This window comes from Kitasatospora sp. NPDC090091 (genome assembly GCF_044747365.1).
Taxonomy (GTDB): domain Bacteria; phylum Actinomycetota; class Actinomycetes; order Streptomycetales; family Streptomycetaceae; genus Kitasatospora.
In genome coordinates this window covers 124,875-141,905 of record NZ_JBIVDY010000022.1, presented here as the reverse complement: position 1 = coordinate 141,905, position 17,031 = coordinate 124,875, and the positions used below count along the sequence as shown (strand labels likewise).

Annotated in this window: 2 protein-coding genes; both read right to left on the bottom strand. The window is 77.0% G+C overall.

The features are described 5' to 3' along the window. Window positions 1-186: 186 nt before the first annotated feature. Window positions 187-11,064 carry an amino acid adenylation domain-containing protein gene (locus tag ACIPSC_RS31160; protein WP_400830531.1) on the bottom strand — a complete coding sequence of 3,626 codons (10,878 nt, stop codon included), beginning with the start codon at window positions 11,062-11,064 and terminating at the stop codon, window positions 187-189. After that, a complete protein-coding gene (locus ACIPSC_RS31155; protein ID WP_400830529.1) occupies window positions 11,061-16,997 on the bottom strand; it encodes an SDR family NAD(P)-dependent oxidoreductase in 5,937 nt (1,978 codons plus the stop codon). Before ACIPSC_RS31155 ends, ACIPSC_RS31160 begins: the two co-directional genes overlap by 4 nt. Window positions 16,998-17,031: the final 34 nt, after the last annotated feature.

Here is a 17,031-nt window from a genome sequence, read left to right as displayed (position 1 = left end):
GTCGGTGAAGCAGGAAGTAGTCCCACCGCAGCGCTCACGCGCAGCGGCTCAGCCGCGAGGCTGAGGGGAATCCCCCTCCTTCAGGAGGGGGAGGAAGTCAAGGGTTTCCTCTCTCCTCGGGTGGGGTGGTGCGGTGCCGCCGGGCCGGTCCGGTGCGGGAGCTCTGCACCGGACCGGCCCGGCGGATCAGGCCGGCTCCTGCCGGACCAGGCGCCGCAGTTCGGTGAGCGGGAGCTCCGGGCGGCGGGCCACCAGCTCCAGCAGGAACGGCCACCGGCGCATCATCGCCGCCATCGCCCGCGGCTCGATCCGCTCCGGCGAGTACAGCCAGAGGCCGCGCAGGCCGGCGTCGGACTCGTGCATCATCAGGTAGAGGTCGGCGTTGTGCGGGCGCATCTCGGTGATCAGTTCCGGGATCACCGCGTCGTCGCCGACGTTCAGGTTCAGCGGCGCCGCCTTCAGGCCGTGCAGGTCCAGCGGCTCACCGGCGACGTTGAGCAGGTTGAACAGCAGCCGCAGCGGGTTGCGGTCCTCCCCGGCGTCCCGGCGGAGCCGCCGCAGCGGCACCTCCTGGTGCAGGTGGGCGTCCAGCACCCCCGCGCGGACCGCGGCGACCAGGTCGCGGACGGTGGCGTCCGCGGCCGGCCGGGGGCGCACCACCACCGGGTTGATGAAGAATCCGATCATCCGCTCGGTCTCCGGGTGCTCGCGCCCGGCCAGCGGGAAGCCGACCGCGAGGTCGCCGCCCGGCTGCTCCCCGCCGTCCCCCGGGCGGTCCGCATAGCTGAGCAGCAGCAGGTGGAAGGCGGACAGCAGCACCATGAACAGGGTGACGCCCTCACGGTGCGCGGCCTCCTTGAGCGCCTCGGTGACCGCCCGGTCCAGGACGAAGCCGCTGGTGTAGCCCGCCACGGCCTCGGTCTTCTGGTGCTCGGGCGCGTCGAACCGGGGCAGCGCCGGCAGGTCCGCCAACAGCCGCTCCCAGTAGCTGACGTGCTGGTCGAGCGTGCCGTCGGCCAGCCGCCGCTGCTGCCACGCCGCCCAGTCCGGGTACTGGACCGCCGGCTCGGGCAGCGCGGGCTCCCGCCCCAGGACGTGGGCCGCGTACAGCTCGCGCAGTTCGCGGCCGAGCAGGGCGTAGGACCACAGGTCGACGACGATGTGGTGCAGCACCAGCACCAGCACCCACTCGTCCGGGGCGGTGGCGGCCAGCGTGCCGCGGACCAGCGGGCCCTCGGCCAGGGCGAACGGTCGGGCCACCTCGGTCCCGACCAGCCGCCGCAGCTCCTCGGGCCGGGCCTGCTCCGCGCCGGACGGGCGCAGGTCGACGACGGTCAGCGGCCAGTGCCCGTCCGGGTCGACCAACTGCCGCCAGCCGTCGGCGCCGTCGGCGGTGATCCTGGTCCGCAGCGCCTCGTGGCGCTGCACGATCCGGTCCAGGCTGCGACGCAGGGCCTCCTGGTCGAGCTCGCCGCCGAGGACCGTCGCGGTGACGACGTTGTGGTGCGCCTCCTCCGGGTCCACCGGCTGGTGCATGATGTCGAGTTGGGCGAAGGAGAGCGGGAGGCCCCCGCTCCGGTCGGCCACCGGGATGGCGCCGGCCACGCGGCCGGGGGCACTTCGGCCGCCCGCGTGCGCACCCGGCCGCCGGCGGGCCGGCGTGGGCCGGGCGACCGGCGGGCCGCCCGCACCGGGCAGGGCGGCGCAGGCGGTGACGGCCCGGAGGGCGGCGAACCACGCCTCGGCGAGCTCGCGCACCTCCCGCTCCGCCAACAGCCCCTCCGCCCACGTCCAGCCGGCCGCCAACTGCGGGCCGTCCGGGCCGTCGTAGGTGACCGCGTCGAGGGCCAGCGGGTGCGTGAGCAGCGGGGCCGGGCCCTCGCCCCCGCCCGGGGGCGGGTCCGGGGCCAGGGCCGCGTCCGTGGCGACCGGTGCCCAGGGGCCGGCCGGGCCGGTGTCCGTGAACCGCCCGAGGTAGTTGAAGGCGACCTGGGGGACCGGCAGTCCGGCCAGCGCGGGCGCGGTCTCCGGGTTGAGGTGGCGCAGCAGGCCGTACCCCAGGCCGTCCCCGGGCAGGGCGGCCAGCTGCTCCCGGACCCGGACCACCGCGGCGGCCAGCCCGGTGCCGGACTCCGCCACCTGCGCCCAGGTCAGCGGGCCGGGGGCGAGCCGGACGGGCTGCACGCCGGTGAACCAGCCGACGGTGCGGGAGAGATCGACCCCGTCCGTCAGCTCCTCGTGCCGGCCGTGGCCCTCCACGTCGACCAGCACGCCGCCGTCCGGCGTGCCGGGGGCCGGCCCGCCGCGGCGCCGGCGCCACTCCTCCAGGGCGATGCCGAAGGCCGCCAGCAGGACGTCCTGGATGCCGGTGTGGAAGGCGCCGGGGGTCCGCGTCAGCAGCGGTGCGGTGTCCTCGGGCGCCAGGGTGAGGACCACCCGCCCGACTCCCCGACCTTCGCCGACTCCGGGCCCGGCCCCGGTCGGCCGGCCCTCGGGCGGCTCGGCCAGGAGGGGCGGGGCGCCGGTCAACAGCTGCTGCCACTGCGGGAGTTCGGCCACACGGTGCGGGTCGGCCGCCTCGGCGGCCAGCAGCCCGGACCAGCGGCGCACCGAGGTGCCGACCGGGGCGAGCACCACCGGCCGGCCGGCCGTGACCGCCTCGCCGGCGGCCCGCAGGTCCGGCAGCAGGATCCGCCAGGAGACCCCGTCCACCACCAGGTGGTGGAGCACCAGCAGCAGCCGGCCCGGCACGTGCGGCCCGGCGTCGAACCAGACGGCCTGGAGCATCACGCCGGCGAAGGGGTCCAGCCGTCGGCGGGCCGCGGCGGCCTGCCGGGCCACCAGCGCCCGCAGCGCGCCCTCGTCCGGTCCAGGCCCGTCCGGTCCGGTGACGTCCACCCGGAGCAGGTGCTCCGCCGCCCGCACCGAGCCGGGCGGCCCGGCCTGCAGCGACCAGCGGCCGTCCGGGCGCACGGTCAGCCGGGAGCGCAGCACGTCGTGGTGGTCGAGCACGGCCTGCAGCACGGCGGCCGGCTGCTCCGGGCCCGCGCCCGCGGGGACCGCGACCTGGGCCTCCTGGCTGAACCCGCGGAACGCGTCGGCCGGGGCGTCGAGTCCGCGCAGCCACTCGGTGATCGGGGTGGGGGCGATCTCGCCGGTCCCGTCGTCCGCGGGACCGTCCGCCTCCGTCACCGGGACGGCCACCGCCGCCAGCGCGGCGACCGACTGGTGGGCGAACACGTCCCGCGCACTGACGGCCAGCCCGGCGGCCCGCGCCCGGGAGACCACCTGGATCGCCTGGATGCTGTCGCCGCCCAGGTCGAAGAAGCCGTCCGCGGTCCCGACCTCGGGCAGGCCCAGCACCTGGGCGTAGATCCCGCACAGGGTCTCCTCGGCCGGGGTGCGGGGGCGCGCGGAGCCGGCGGCGGCCGCGAAGTCGGGGGCCGGCAGCCTGCCCCGGTCCACCTTGCCGTTGGCGGTCAGCGGCAGTTCGCCGAGCACCACCACCGCCGCCGGGACGAGGTACGCCGGAAGCTGCCCGGCGAGCGCGGCCCGCACCGCCGCGGGATCCGGCTCGGCCGCCGGGCGCGGCACGACGTAGCCGACCAGCGCCGGCCTGCCCGCGCGGTCCTCCCGGACCGTCACCACGGCCTGGGCGACGTCCGGGTGGGCGGCCAGTGCGGACTCGACCTCGCCCGGCTCGATCCGGAAGCCGCGCAGCTTCACCTGGTGGTCGGTCCGGCCGAGGTGGTCCAGCTGCCCGTCGGCCCGCCACCGCACCACGTCCCCGGTGCGGTACATCCGCGTCCCGGTCGGGCCGTACGGGTCGGGGAGGAATCGCTGGGCGGTCAGCCCGGGCCGGCCCAGGTAGCCCCGGGCCAGCCCGGAGCCCGCGACGTACAGCTCGCCGGGGACGCCGACCGGTACCGGCCGCAGCCCCTCGTCCAGGACGCGCACCCGGGTGCCGGCGATCGGCCGGCCGATCGCCGGGGTGCCCCCGCCCGACAGCGGTGCGCTCAGGGTGGCGCAGACCGTGGTCTCGGTCGGGCCGTAGGCGTTGACCATCCGCCGGCCGGCCGACCAGCGGGCGGCCAGCCCGGCCGGGCAGGCCTCGCCGGCGACCACCAGGGAGAGCCCGGCCGGCAGCCCGCCCTCCGGCACCGCCGCCAGCACGCTGGGCGGCAGCGTGACGTCGGTGACGCCGTACGCGGCGCAGGTGCGGGCCAGCGGCTCGCCCGGCAGCAGCTCCTCCTTCGGGACGATCACCAAAGCGGCCCCGGACAGCAGCGCGTCGCACCGCTCCGCCACCGAGGCGTCGAAGCTCGGCGAGGCGAACTGCAGCAGCCGGCTCCGCTCGTCCAGCCCGAAGCCCTCGGTCTGCGCCGCGACCAGAGCGCGGATCCCGGTGTGGGTCACCACCACGCCCTTGGGCGTGCCGGTGGAGCCGGAGGTGTGGATGACGTACGCGGCGTGCGCCGGGGTCAGTGGCTCCGTCCGGTCGCCGTCGCGGGGCGCGGTGGCGGGGCTGCCGCCGAGCTCCCGGAGCACCTCCGGGTGGTCCAGCAGCAGGCGCGGGACGCCGGTCTCCGGCAGCCCGTCGCCCAGTGCGCCGACGGTGAGCAGCAGGACCGGCCTGGCGTCCCGGAGCAGGAAGGCGATCCGCTGCGCCGGGTGGTCCGGGTCGACGGGCAGGTAGGCGGCGCCCGCCTTGACCACGGCCAGCATCGCCACCACCGACTCCGCCGAGCGGGGCAGGGCCACCGCCACCGGCTGCTCCGGGCCGGCGCCGCGGGCGATCAGCAGGTGGGCCAGGCGGTTGGCCTCCGCCTCCAGCTGCGCGTACGTCAGCTCGCGTGCCGGGTCGACCACCGCGGTGCGGTCCGGGGTGCGGGCCGCCCGGGCCTCGAACAGCTCGGGCAGGGTGGCCGGGGGCAGCGGCCGGTCGGTGTCGTTCCACTCGGTCAGCAGCCGGTACCGCTCGGCGGGGGTGAGCAGTTCGACCTCGCCGACGGGCCGGTCCGGGGCGCCGCAGACCGCCAGCAGCAGCCGGCGCAGCCGGTCGGCCAGGGTGGCCACGGTCGCCGGGTCGAAGACGTCGGCGTTGTACTCGACCACGCCGTCGATCCCGGCCGGGGCGGCGCCGCCGGGGGTGCGCCGCCCGGTCAGCGAGAACACCAGGTCCATCCGCGCGCCGCCGGTGTCCACCGGCACGACCTCCTCGGTGAGGCCCGGCAGGCCCAGGACGGCGTCGGGGACGTTCTGCCAGGCGAGCATCACCTGGAACAGCGGGTGGTGCGCGGTGGACCGGGCGGGCCGCAGCGCGTCCACCAGGAACTCGAAGGGGACCTCCTGGTGGGCGTACGCGTCCAGACTCCGCTCCCGGACCTGGGCGAGCAGCTCCCGGAAGGCGGACCGGGGGGAGACGTCCACCCGCAGCACCAGGGTGTTGACGAAGAAGCCGACCAGGTCCTCGGCGGCGGCGTCGGTGCGCCCGGCGACGGCCGCCCCGACCGGGATGTCGTCCCCGCCGCCCAGCCGGTGCAGCAGGGCGGCCAGCCCGGCGTGGACGACCATGAACTCGCTGGCGTCGTGGCGGCGGGCGAGCTCGGCGACGGCGGTGTGCAGCGCGGCGTCCCAGTGGAAGGCGACCGTGCCGCCCCGGTGGGTCGCCGCGGCCGGGTGCGGCCGGTCGACGGGCAGCGGGATGCGGTCCGGCAGGCCGTCCAGGACCCGCCGCCAGTGGTCGAGTTGGCGGGTCCAGACGCTGTCCGGGTCGTCCGGTGTGCCGAGGAGGCGTCGCTGCCAGAGGGTGTGGTCGGCGTACTGCACCGGCAGCGGGGCCCAGCCCGGCGGGCGGCCGGCGCGCCGGGCGGTGTAGGCGGTGGCCAGGTCACGCCCGAGCAGGGCGACGGACCAGCCGTCGGCGGCGACGTGGTGCACCACCAGGACCAGCGTCCGCCGCTCGGGGCCGTGCACCACCAGCTCCGCGTGGAGCGGCGCCTCACGGGCCAGGTCGAAGCGGTACCGGGCGGCGGCCGCCACCGCCGCGTCGCCGGCCGGCCCGGAAGCCTCGGTGACGGTCAGGTCCGGCCGCCCGGCCGCGGGGTCGAGGACGTGCTGGCGCGGCACGCCGCCGGTGTCGGGGAAGATCGTGCGCAGCACCTCGTGCCGGGCCGCCACGTCGGCCAGCGCGGCACGCAGCGCGTCGACGTCCAGAGGCCCGGTCAGCCGCACCGCCATCGGGATGTTGTAGGTGGCGGACGGCCCCTGCATCCGGTCCAGGACCCAGAGCCGGCGCTGGGCGAAGGAGAGCGGCAGCTCGGCGGGGCGCGGTTCGGGCCGCAGCGCGGCCCGCGGCGCCGGGGCGGCCGGGTCGTCCGCCCCGGCGAGCCGCCGGGCCAGGCCGGCCACCGTCGGGGTCTCGAACAGGGCGCGGACCTGCACCTCCGCGCCCAGCTCCGAGCGGATCCGGGAGACCAGCCGGGTGGCGAGCAGCGAGTGGCCGCCCAGGTCGAAGAAGTCGTCGTGGACGCCGACCGCGGGCACCCCGAGGACCTTGGCGAAGAGCTCGCACAGTGCTTCCTCGCGGGCGTCGCGCGGCGCGACGTACGCCGCGGCGACGGCCCGGCGGTCGCCGTCCGGTGCGGGCAGCGCCTTCCGGTCGGTCTTGCCGTTGGGCGTCAGCGGCAGGGCGTCCAGCAGGACGAAGGCGGACGGGACCATGTAGGCGGGCAGCCGCTCGGCCAGGGCGGCCCGCAGCACGGGGGTGAGCCGGCGGGCCAGCCGGCGCCGGGTGCCGTTGACGTAGCGCCCCCAGTCCGGTTCGGCGCCGGGGTCGCCGGGCGGCGGCTCGACGGCGGGCGGCAGCCCGCAGACGGGCGCGCCGTCGGCGCCGAGGCGGCGGGCCACCAGCGCCAGCGCGCCGTCCGGGCCGTGCCCGGACCAGTCCAGGTCGATCCGGTAGCCGGTCGCCGCGGCGAGGGACCAGAGCTCCTCCGGGTCCACCGCCGGGGTGTCCGGACGCCCGGCCGGCGCGGTGGCGGGCTCCGGCCGCCCGAGGGCGGCGGCGAGCTCCCGGACGCGGGCGTTGGGCACGCCGCGAACGGCGAGCAGCGCGGGCCGCTGCGCCGTCAGCCGCTCGCGCAGCGCGGCCGTGGTGAGTCGCTCGGTGGTCCAGTCCAGCCAGTCGGTGTCCGCCGGCGGGGCGGCGGGCCGGCCGGTGGTGAGGACGACGTCGTAGCGGAAGCGGGTCAGCTCGTTGGCGGCGGCGGCCCGCTTGGGCAGCACGCGGACCTCGCCGACGGCCGGGAACCGCTGCGGCAGGGCGGTGAACAGCCGCGGGTCGAGGACGAGTTCCTCGTCCTCCTCGGCCCGGCGGCGCGCCCGGGCGAGCAACTGGGCGGTCGGCAGGCCCGGTTCGGCCTGCTCCTGCTGCACCGAGAGGTGGAACGCCGCCAGCAGCGGCAGGCTGCGGACGTCGCCGAGGAAGACCGACCCGCCCGGGGCGAGCCGGGCCAGCGCGGCCTCGACCACCCGCAGCAGGTAGCGCTCGTCGGGGAAGTACTGCACCACCGAGTTGAGCACGACCACGTCGAAGAGCTGCTCGGGCAGCCGGTCGAGCCGGTCGGCCGCGCAGTGGTGGAGCTCGACGGCGCCGACGGGCCGGCCGGGCGCGCCGGCCACCTTCCGCAGCCCGTCGAGCGCGACCTCGGAGATGTCGGTGCCCCAGTACCGCTCGCAGTGCGGGGCGACCCGCTGGAGGATCAGCCCGGTGCCGCAGCCGATCTCCAGCACCGAGCGGGGGCGCAGGCCGAGCACCCGCTCGGCGGTGCGGTCGGCCCACTCGCGCATCTCCCCGGCGGGGATCGGCTCCCCGGTGTAGCTGCTGTTCCACCCGCGCAGGTCCTCGCCCGGGATCGGCGGTCCGGCGGGGGCGGTCCGGTCCGCGTCGCCGGGCGGCTCCGCCGCGGCCGGGTCGGCGTAGGCGGTGTCCCAGATCCGGCGCCAGTCGTCGACCTGGTCGGGCCACTCCTCCGCCGGTCCGGAGTCGGTTCCGGTGGCGTCGCTTCCGGTCGCAGCGGCCCCGGCGGCGTCGGCCCCGGCGGCGGGCACCAGGTACGCCACCAGCCGCTGGTCGCCGGGGACGTCCTCGCGGACCGTCACCACCGCGGCCCCGACCTCCGGCCGCGCGGCCAGCGCGCTCTCGATCTCGCCGAGCTCGATCCGGAACCCGCGCAGCTTCACCTGGTGGTCCAGCCGGCCGAGGAAGTCGAGGCCGCCGTCCCGCCGGCGGCGCACCGCGTCCCCCGTGCGGTACAGCCGCTCCTCGGGGCCGGCGCCGAACGGGTGCGGGACGAACCGCTCGGCGGTCAGCTCCGGCCGGCCCAGGTAGCCGCGGGCCAGCCCGGCGCCGCCGATGTACAGCTCACCGGGCACCCCGGGCGGGACGGGCCGGCGCTGGTCGTCGAGCACGTGCAGCTCGGTGTTGGCGATCGGCTCGCCGAGCGGGACGGGACCGTCCCCGACCTCGGCCACCGCCGACCAGATCGTGGTCTCGGTCGGGCCGTACATGTTCCAGAGCCGCACGCCGGCAGCCCGCAGCCGCCGGGCCAGGTCGGCCGGCAGCGCCTCGCCCCCGGCCAGCACGCGCAGTCCCGGGGCGCCCGGCCAGCCCGCGTCCAGCAGCATCCGCCAGGTCGACGGGGTCGCCTGCATCACCGTGGCGCCGGACTCGGCCAGCAGCCGGGCCAGGCGCTCGCCGTCGGCGGCCGCCGCCCGCTCGGCGACGACCACCCGGGCGCCCTCGGCCAGCGGCAGCAGCAGCTCCAGCAGCGAGATGTCGAAGGAGTGCGTGGTGACGGCGAGCAGGGCGTCGGCCGGCCCGATGCCCGGCCGCTCCGCCATCGCGTACAGGAAGTTGGCCAGTGCCCGGTGCGGGATCTGGACGCCCTTCGGCTGCCCGGTCGAGCCCGAGGTGTAGATCACGTAGGCGAGGTCCTGCTCCGCCACCGGCTCGTCGAGGCCGTCCGAGGACTCGGCGCCGGGACCGTCGCGGCGCTCGTCGAGGAGCCCGTCGCGGGGCTCGTCGTGGAGCCCGTCGTGGAGCTCGTCGAGGCAGAGCAGCTCGGCGCCGGTCGCGGGCAGCCGGTCGGCCACCGGCCGCTGGGTGAGCAGCACCGGGAGCCCGGAGTCGGCCAGCATGAAGGCCAGCCGCTCCGGCGGGAACTCCGGGTCCAGCGGGACGAAGGCGCCGCCGGCCTTCAGCACCGCCAGCAGGGCCACCACCAGGTCGACCGAGCGCTCGGTGCAGACCCCGACCAGGACGTCCCGGCCGACCCCGTGCCGCTTCAGCCGGTGGGCCAGCCGGTTGGAGCGCCGGTCCAGCTCGGCGTAGCTCAGCGCCTCCCGGCCGCAGCGGACGGCCTCGGCCTCCGGGGTGCGGGCGGCCTGCTGCTCGAACCGGTGGTGGGCGAAGCCCGGCGCGGGCCACTCCCGGCGGGTGTCGTTCCACCGCTCGCGCAGCCGCCGCTCCTCGTCCGCGGCGAGCATCGGCACCTGCCCGACCGGGCGCTCCGGCTCGGCGAGCAGGTTCTCCACCAGCAGCCGGAGGTGGCCGGAGAGCTGGGCGACGGTGGCCGTGTCGAACAGGTCGCTGTTGTAGTCGAACCGGCCGCTCAGGCCCTCCGGGCGGTCGAAGACCTGGAGCTCCAGGTCGAAGCGGGCGGCGGTGCTCTCCACCTCCATGGGCTCCAGGCGCAGGCCCGCCGCGTCGAAGGAGGGCATCGCGATGTTCTGGAAGACGAAGGAGACCTGGAAGACCGGGGAGCGGGAGAGGTCGCGCTGCGGGTGCAGCTCCTCCACCAACCGCTCGAACGGCAGCTCCTGGTGCGCGAAGGCGCCCAGGCAGACCGGCCGCACCCGTCCCAGCAGCTCGCGGAAGGACGGCGCGCCCGACAGGTCGGTGCGCAGCGCGAGCGTGTTGGCGAAGTACCCGATCAGCCGCTCGACCTCGGGACGGCCCCGGTTGGCGACCGGCACCCCGACGACGACGTCCTCCTCACGGGTGTAGCGGTGCAGCAGGACCTGGAAGGCGGCCAGCAGCGTCATGAAGGGGGTGACGCCCTCGCTTCGGCTGAACGCGCGCACCCGGCCCATCAGTTCGGCGGGGAGCTCGAACGGGACCGATCCGCCCCGGGTGGTCCGCACGGCGGGCCGGGGGTGGTCGGTGGGCAGCTCCAGCGCGGCCGGGGCCCCGGCGAGCGCCCGCTTCCAGTACTCCAGGTCGGCCGACGGCCCGTCGCCGTCGAGCCGCTTGCGCTGCCACACCGCGTAGTCGGCGTACTGGACCGGCAGTTCGGGCAGCGCGGCCTCGGTGCCGGTGGTGTACGCCCCGTAGAGCGCGACCAGCTCGTCCAGGAAGACCGAGGTGGACCAGAGGTCGCCGGCGATGTGGTGGATGGTCAGCAGCAGGACGTGCTCGTCCGGGGCGAGGCGCAGGAAGCGGATCCGCATCAGCGGGCCGGCCGCCAGGTCGAACGGGCGGGAGAACTCCTGCCGGGCCAGGGCGCGGATGCCCGCCTCGCCGTCCGGTCCGTGCAGGTGCTCGCACGGCACCACGGTGAACTCGGGCGCGGTGTCGTCGTCGACCACCTGCACCGGCTCGCCGTCCACCTCGCGGAAGGTGGTGCGCAGCGCCTCGTGGCGCCTGGTGATCTCCCGGACGGCGCGCTGCCAGAGCTCCAGGTCGAGCGGGCCGTGGACGCGGGTCGCGCCGGAGACGTTGTAGGCGGTGTCGCCGGGGGTCAGCTGGTCCAGGAACCACATGCGCTGCTGCGGGAAGGACGCGGGGAAGCGGTGCTGCCGCCGTTTCGCGGGCTGCTGCCGGCCGGGCTGTGACCGGTCGGCCGGTGTCCGGTCGGCCTGGGCAAGGCCGGCCTGCTTCCGGTCGGCCTGTCTCCGGCGCAGGCGCTCGGCCAGCAGGGCCCGCTTCTCGGCGGCCGAGAGGGCCGCGGGGTCGGGGGTGTGCATCGCGTGTCCGTCCTCGTTCGTGTCGGGGCCGCTCATGCCCGGCCTTCCGGGTCGGCCGACTCCTCGGCGAGCAGCGCCAGGAGTTGGGCCTCCACCTCGTCGTCGGACAGGTCGTCCAGGTCGTCCAGGTCGTCCGCGTCGAGCCCGTCCTCGTCGGCCCCGGCGAGGTCCGGCTCGTCGCGGCTCAGGACCTCGATCGCGTCCCCGTCGCGGCCGCTTCCGCCGCCGGCCCCGGCCAGCAGCGCGACGGTGTGGGCGACGGTGGGGGTCTGGAAGAAGTCCCGCAGGTCGAGCTCGACCCCGAACCGGCTCTGGATCCTGGTGCTGATCTGTACCGCGGCCAGCGAGTGGCCGCCCAGCGCGAAGAAGTCGTCGTCGACGCCGACCTCCTCGACGCCCAGGACCTCCTGCCAGACCGCGGCGACCGCCTCCTCCCGTTCGGTGGCCGGGGCCACGAAGGGCGTGGCGAGGTCGGGCCGCGGGTGGCTGCCGCCCAGCGGCGCGAGCTGGTCGAGCTCGCGGGCCAGCAGGGCCGGGGTGATCGACCGGGCCAGCCGGCGGAGTGCGGTGAAGTCCTGCGGTGTGACCACCAGGTGGGCCGGGAGTTCGGGCTCCGCCAGGAGCCGGGCGAACGCGGCCCGGCCGTCCTGCTCGCCGAAGCCCTCGCTCAGCGCCCGCAGTGCCCCGGCCGCGGCCGCGGCCGGGCCGTCGCCGGGGCCGCCGGCTGTGCCCGCGGCCTCGCCCTCGTCGTCGTCCTCGCCCGCGCCCCCGGCCTCCGCGACGGTCTGCCGGATCTGCTCCAGCAGCGCCTCGACGTCGTTGATCCGCTTGACCGTGAAGTCGGTCACCTGGACCAGCAACCGGCCGTCCGGGTCGAGGAGTTCGAGATCGCAGGTGAGGGTCTCGCCGGTCGCCCCGGCCGGCTGCCCGATCTCCACGGCGACCAGCACCGTGCCGGTCAGCGGGTGGAGGATCCGCAGGCGGCGGTAGGTCAGCGGCAGGTAGTACGGGTCCTCGGCGTGCAGCCGGAAGACCCCGCCCGCCATGTCGAGCAGCGCCGGGTGCAGCGGGTAGTGGTCCAGGTCGGCGCGGAAGGCGTCGTCCAGCCGGAGGGTGGCGAGCATCCGCCGGCCGCCGGTCCGGATGGACTTGAGCACCTGCCAGCGCGGACCGAACCGGAACCGGAGCGGCCCGCCGCCCTCCTCGAAGCGCTCCACCCCCAGCCGGCGCCGGATCTCCTCCTCGGTCTCCAGGACCTCGGTGGCCTCGCACCGGGCCAGTACCTCGGCCGGGTCGCGGACGGTGTCCGGGCCGCGGTCGTGGAAGGTCGCCGAGCCGACGGCGTGCTCCCGCCACCGCGCGTCCGGGCCCGCGCCGGTGCGGCTGCGGACGGTGAAGTGCGGCCGGCCGTCCCGCTCCTCGGTCGTGGTGTACACCGTCCTGGTCCGCCCGTCGGGCACGATCACCGGCGTCATGAAGAGCACGTCGTGGAGCTCGACGGTGCGTTCGCCGGCCTGCCCGGCCAGCGCCGCGCGGACCAGTTCCAGGTAGGCCGTGCCCGGGACCAGCCCGTGGCCCATCAGCCGGTGGTCGTCGACGATCCAGCTGTCGGCGGTGCTGAACTCCGTGGCGTAGGTGCGGGCGGCCCCCTCGTGCCTGACCAGGCGCAGCAGCGGGTGCCCGGTCGCCGCGCCGTTCGGCTCGGCCGCGCCCGACCGGGCGGCGAGCCCGGCCGCCATGCCGACGCCCTCCCAGGTGGACCAGGCGAGGGAGGTCACCGGCCGGCCCTGCTGCCGCCGCCACTGGGCGTAGGCGTCCAGGAAGGCGTTGGCCGCGCCGTAGTCGCTCTGGCCGGGCCCGCCCAGGACGGCGGTGACCGAGGAGCAGAGCAGGAAGAAGTCCAGCGGGTCGGCCGCGGTCAGCCGGTCCAGCAGCAGGGTGCCGCGGGTCTTCGCCGCCAGCACCCGGTCGGCCTCGGCCCGGGTCTTGTGCGCGATCATGCCGCTGGACGGTGCCCCGGCGGCGTGCACGACGCCGTTCAACGCGCCGAACCGGTCGCGCAGTTCGGTGACGGCGGCGGCGGTCTGCGCCGGGTCGGCCAGATCGGCCCGCAGGACCACCGGCCGGGCGCCGAGCTCCTGCAGCCGGGCGAGCCGCCGGATCCGGACGCTGGTCGGGTCCTGCTCCCCGTGGGTGGCCGGCCAGGCGGCCCACGCCTCCTCGGCGGGGAACTCCGACCGGCCGAGCAGCCCGAGGACGGGGGCCCCGGCGCTCTGCGCCAGCTGCTCGGCGAGGGCCAGGCCGACGCCGCCGAGCCCGCCGGTGATCAGGTAGACCCCGCCGTCGCGCAGCGCGGCGCCGCCCACCGGCCCGTCGGCCCCGAGCCGGTACGGGTCGAAGTCGCGGACCCACCAGTGCCGGCCGCGCAGCGCCAGTTCGCGCTCCTCCGGCCCGCGCCGGAGCAGCTCGCGAACGGCGCGCACCGACGCCTCCGGCGGGGCGGCCGGGTCGGTCCCGGTGATGTCCAGCAGGCGGCAGGCGACGTCCGGGAGCTCCTGCGGGAGAACGGTGCACGGGCCGAGCAGGAGGGCGTTCTCGGGCTGCAGCGGTTCGTCCCCGGTCACGCTGTGGACGCCCCGGCAGAGCACGTCGACGGTGACCGGCAGCGGCGGGCGGGCGTCGGTGAGGCCCTGGGCGAGCGCGAGCAGGCTGTCGAAACCGAGCCGCCGGGCCCGGTCGAGCCTGTCCTCGTCGAGCGGCGCGTCGTCGCCACCGCTCTCCGTGAGCCGTGGCTCGCCGGCCCGTGACTCGCCGGTCCGTGGCTCGCCGGTCGGGCCGGCGCCCAGGCTGAACAGGTGCACCAGCCGGAGCGCCGCCGCGTCGCCGAGGTCCAGCGCGCCGAGCAGCCGGGCGAGGTGCTCCCGGTCGGCCGGGTCGAGCGACCAGGAGCGCTCGCCGCGGGCGCGGAAGGCGTCGCCGGCGCCGACCCGGACCACCGGCGCGCCCTGCTCCGCGAGCTGCCCGGCCAGGGCGTCGCCGAGGCCGGGGGCGTCGCCCAGCAGCACCCAGAGCGGCTGCGGGCCGTCGTCGGTCCGTCGGTCGGCAGGGGGCGTCGTGAGGCGCTTCCAGCCGGTGGTGCGGAACCAGTCGCCGAGCGGGGCGGCGCCGGCCGGGCGGCCCTCCGCGGTGGCCGGGCCGGCGTCCGCGGTGGCGGGGAAGCCCGCCGCGGTGGCGGGGCCGGTGGCCGGGTCGGGGTCCACCCAGTACCGCTGCCGCTGGAAGGCGTAGCCGGGCAGGCGCAGCACCCGCCGGTCCGCGGCCGGCCGGACCGCCGGCCGGTCGACCGGGACGCCGGCGCTCCACAGCGCCCCCAGGGCCTGCAGCAGCCGGACGCGGTCGTCCTCCCGCTCGTGCGGGTGGCGCAGCGAGGCCACCACCGTCCGGCCGTCGCGCCAACAACGGTGCTGCCGTACGAAGTTGCCGAGGGTGTGGCCCGGCCCCACCTCGACCATGACCAGCGACGGGTCGGCCAGCAGCAGCAGCTCGGCGGCGTCGGCGAAGCGCACCGGCTGCCGCAGGTGCTGCCCCCAGTACTCCGGGCTGGTGGCCTGCTCGTCGGTGATCCAGGTGCCGGTGACGTCGGAGCAGAACGGGATCCGCGGCGGGCTCAGCCGGACCGTGCGGACCACCTCGACCAACGGCTCGACGGCGCCCGCCACCGCGTCGGAGTGGAAGGCGTGCGAGGTGTGCAGCCGGCGGCAGCCGATGCCGGCGGCCCGCAGCCGCCGCTCCAGCCCGTCCACCGCCGCGGTCGGGCCGGAGACCACGCTCAGCGCGGAGGAGTTGGCCGCGGCCAGGGCCGGGCCGCCCCCGTCCAGCCACGGAGCCAGCTCCTCCTCGGACAGGAACACGGTGAGCATCGACCCGGCGGGCATCGCCTGGACCAGGCGGCCGCGCGCGGCCACCAGCCGCACCGCGTCCTCCACCGGGAAGACCTCGGCGAGGCAGGCCGCGACGTACTCGCCGACGCTGTGGCCGGCCATGGCGCTCGGGTGCACGCCCCAGGCGGCCCACTGCCGGGCGAGGGCGTACTCGACCAGGAAGAGCGCCGGCTGGGCGAACTCGGTCCGGGTCAGCCGGGCCCCGGCCTCGGTCGCCCGCCCGGGCGGGGGGAAGAGCAGGTCGCGCAGGTCCTCGCCCAGCTCCGCGGCGAACAGCTCGGCGCAGCGGTCGAGTTCGGCGGTGAAGACCGGCTCGTGGCGGTACAGGCCGCGGGCCATGTCGGCGTACTGGGTGCCCTGGCCGGGGAAGAGGAAGGCGACCGGCGCGCCGTCCGCCGCCTCGGCGGCCCCGGCGGCCGTCACGGCGCGCAGGGCGGCGACCGCCTCGGCACGGTCCCGGCCCACGACGGCGCGGCGCCACCCGAAGGTGTGCCGGCGGTGGGCGAGGGTGTGCGCGACGTCCTCCAGCGGTGCGCCCGGGTTCTCGTCCAGGTGGTCGGCGAGCCGGTGCGCGGCCTGCGCGACCGCCTCGGCACTCTTCCCCGACAGCGGCAGCAGGACCGGACCGGCGCCGGCCTCCGGCGCGGGCTGTCCGCCGGGCTGCGAGGCCGGCAGCGAGGCCGGCTGCGGCGCCGGCCGCGGTGCGGGCTCCGGGGCCGGCGCCTCCTCCAGGACCAGGTGCACATTGGTGCCGCCGACGCCGAAGGAGCTGACCCCGGCCCGGCGCGGCCGCGCCCCCCGCGGCCACGGCCGCAGCTTGTCGTTGACGAAGAACGGGCTCTGCTCCAGGCCGAGTTCGGGATTGGGCTCGGTGAAGTGCAGCGACGGCGGGACGGCCCCGTGCCGCAGTGCCAGCACCGTCTTGATCAGCCCCGCGACGCCGGCGGCGGCGTCCAGGTGGCCGATGTTGCCCTTCACCGAGCCGAGCGCGCAGTAGCCGGTGGCAGCGGTGTCCGCTCGGAAGGCGCGGGTCAGCGCGGCGATCTCGATCGGGTCGCCGAGCGCGGTGCCGGTGCCGTGGGCCTCCACGTAGCCGACGGTGTCGGCGCCCACGCCGGCCATCGCCAGCGCCTCGGCGATCACGGCGGCCTGCCCGTCGACGCTCGGCGCGGTGTAACCCGCCTTCAGCGAGCCGTCGTTGTTCACCGCCGAGCCCAGGACGACGGCGTCCACGGTGTCGCCGTCGCGCCGGGCGTCGGCCAGCCGGCGCAGCACCACGACGCCGGCGCCGCTGCCGGGCACGGTGCCGCCGGCCGCGGCGTCGAAGGGCCGGCAGTGCCCGTCCCGGGCCAGGATGCCGCCCGGCTCGTGGAGGTAGCCCTGCTGCAGCGGCGAGCCGATCGCGACGCCGCCGGCCAGCGCCACGTCGCACTCGCCGTTCAGCAGGCTCTGGCAGGCCAGGTGGACGGCGGTGAGCGAGGTGGAGCAGGCGGTCTGCACGCTCAGCGCCGGACCGGTGAGGCCGAGCTTGTACGCGACCCGGGTGGCGAGGAAGTCCTTGTCGCCGGCGAGCATCGCCTGGTACGGCCCGGCGGCGTCGAAGACCCGGCGGTTGGCCGTCACGTTGTGCAGGAGGTAGGTGTTCATCCCGGCCCCGGCGAAGACGCCGATCCGCCCGTCGAAGGCGTCCGGGACGCAGCCGGCGGACTCCAGGGCCTCCCAGGCGCACTCCAGGAACACCCGGTGCTGCGGGTCCATGATCTCGGCCTCGCGCGGGCTGTAGCCGAAGAAGGCGGCGTCGAACCGGTCGGCGCCGTCCAGCGTGCCCCGGGCCCGGACGTAGCCGTCCCGGCCGAGCAGGGCCGGGCCGACCCCCGCGGCGAGCAGTTCCTGCTCCGAGAAGGCGGTGACGGACTCGCGGCCCTGCTCCAGGTTCCGCCAGAAGGTCTGCACGTCGGGGGCCCCGGGGAAGCGGCCGGCCATGCCGACGACGGCTATCTGGTCGAGTTCTTCGGTCAACTCCGACATCGGGTCACCTATCGGTATCGGGAACGGGCGCTCG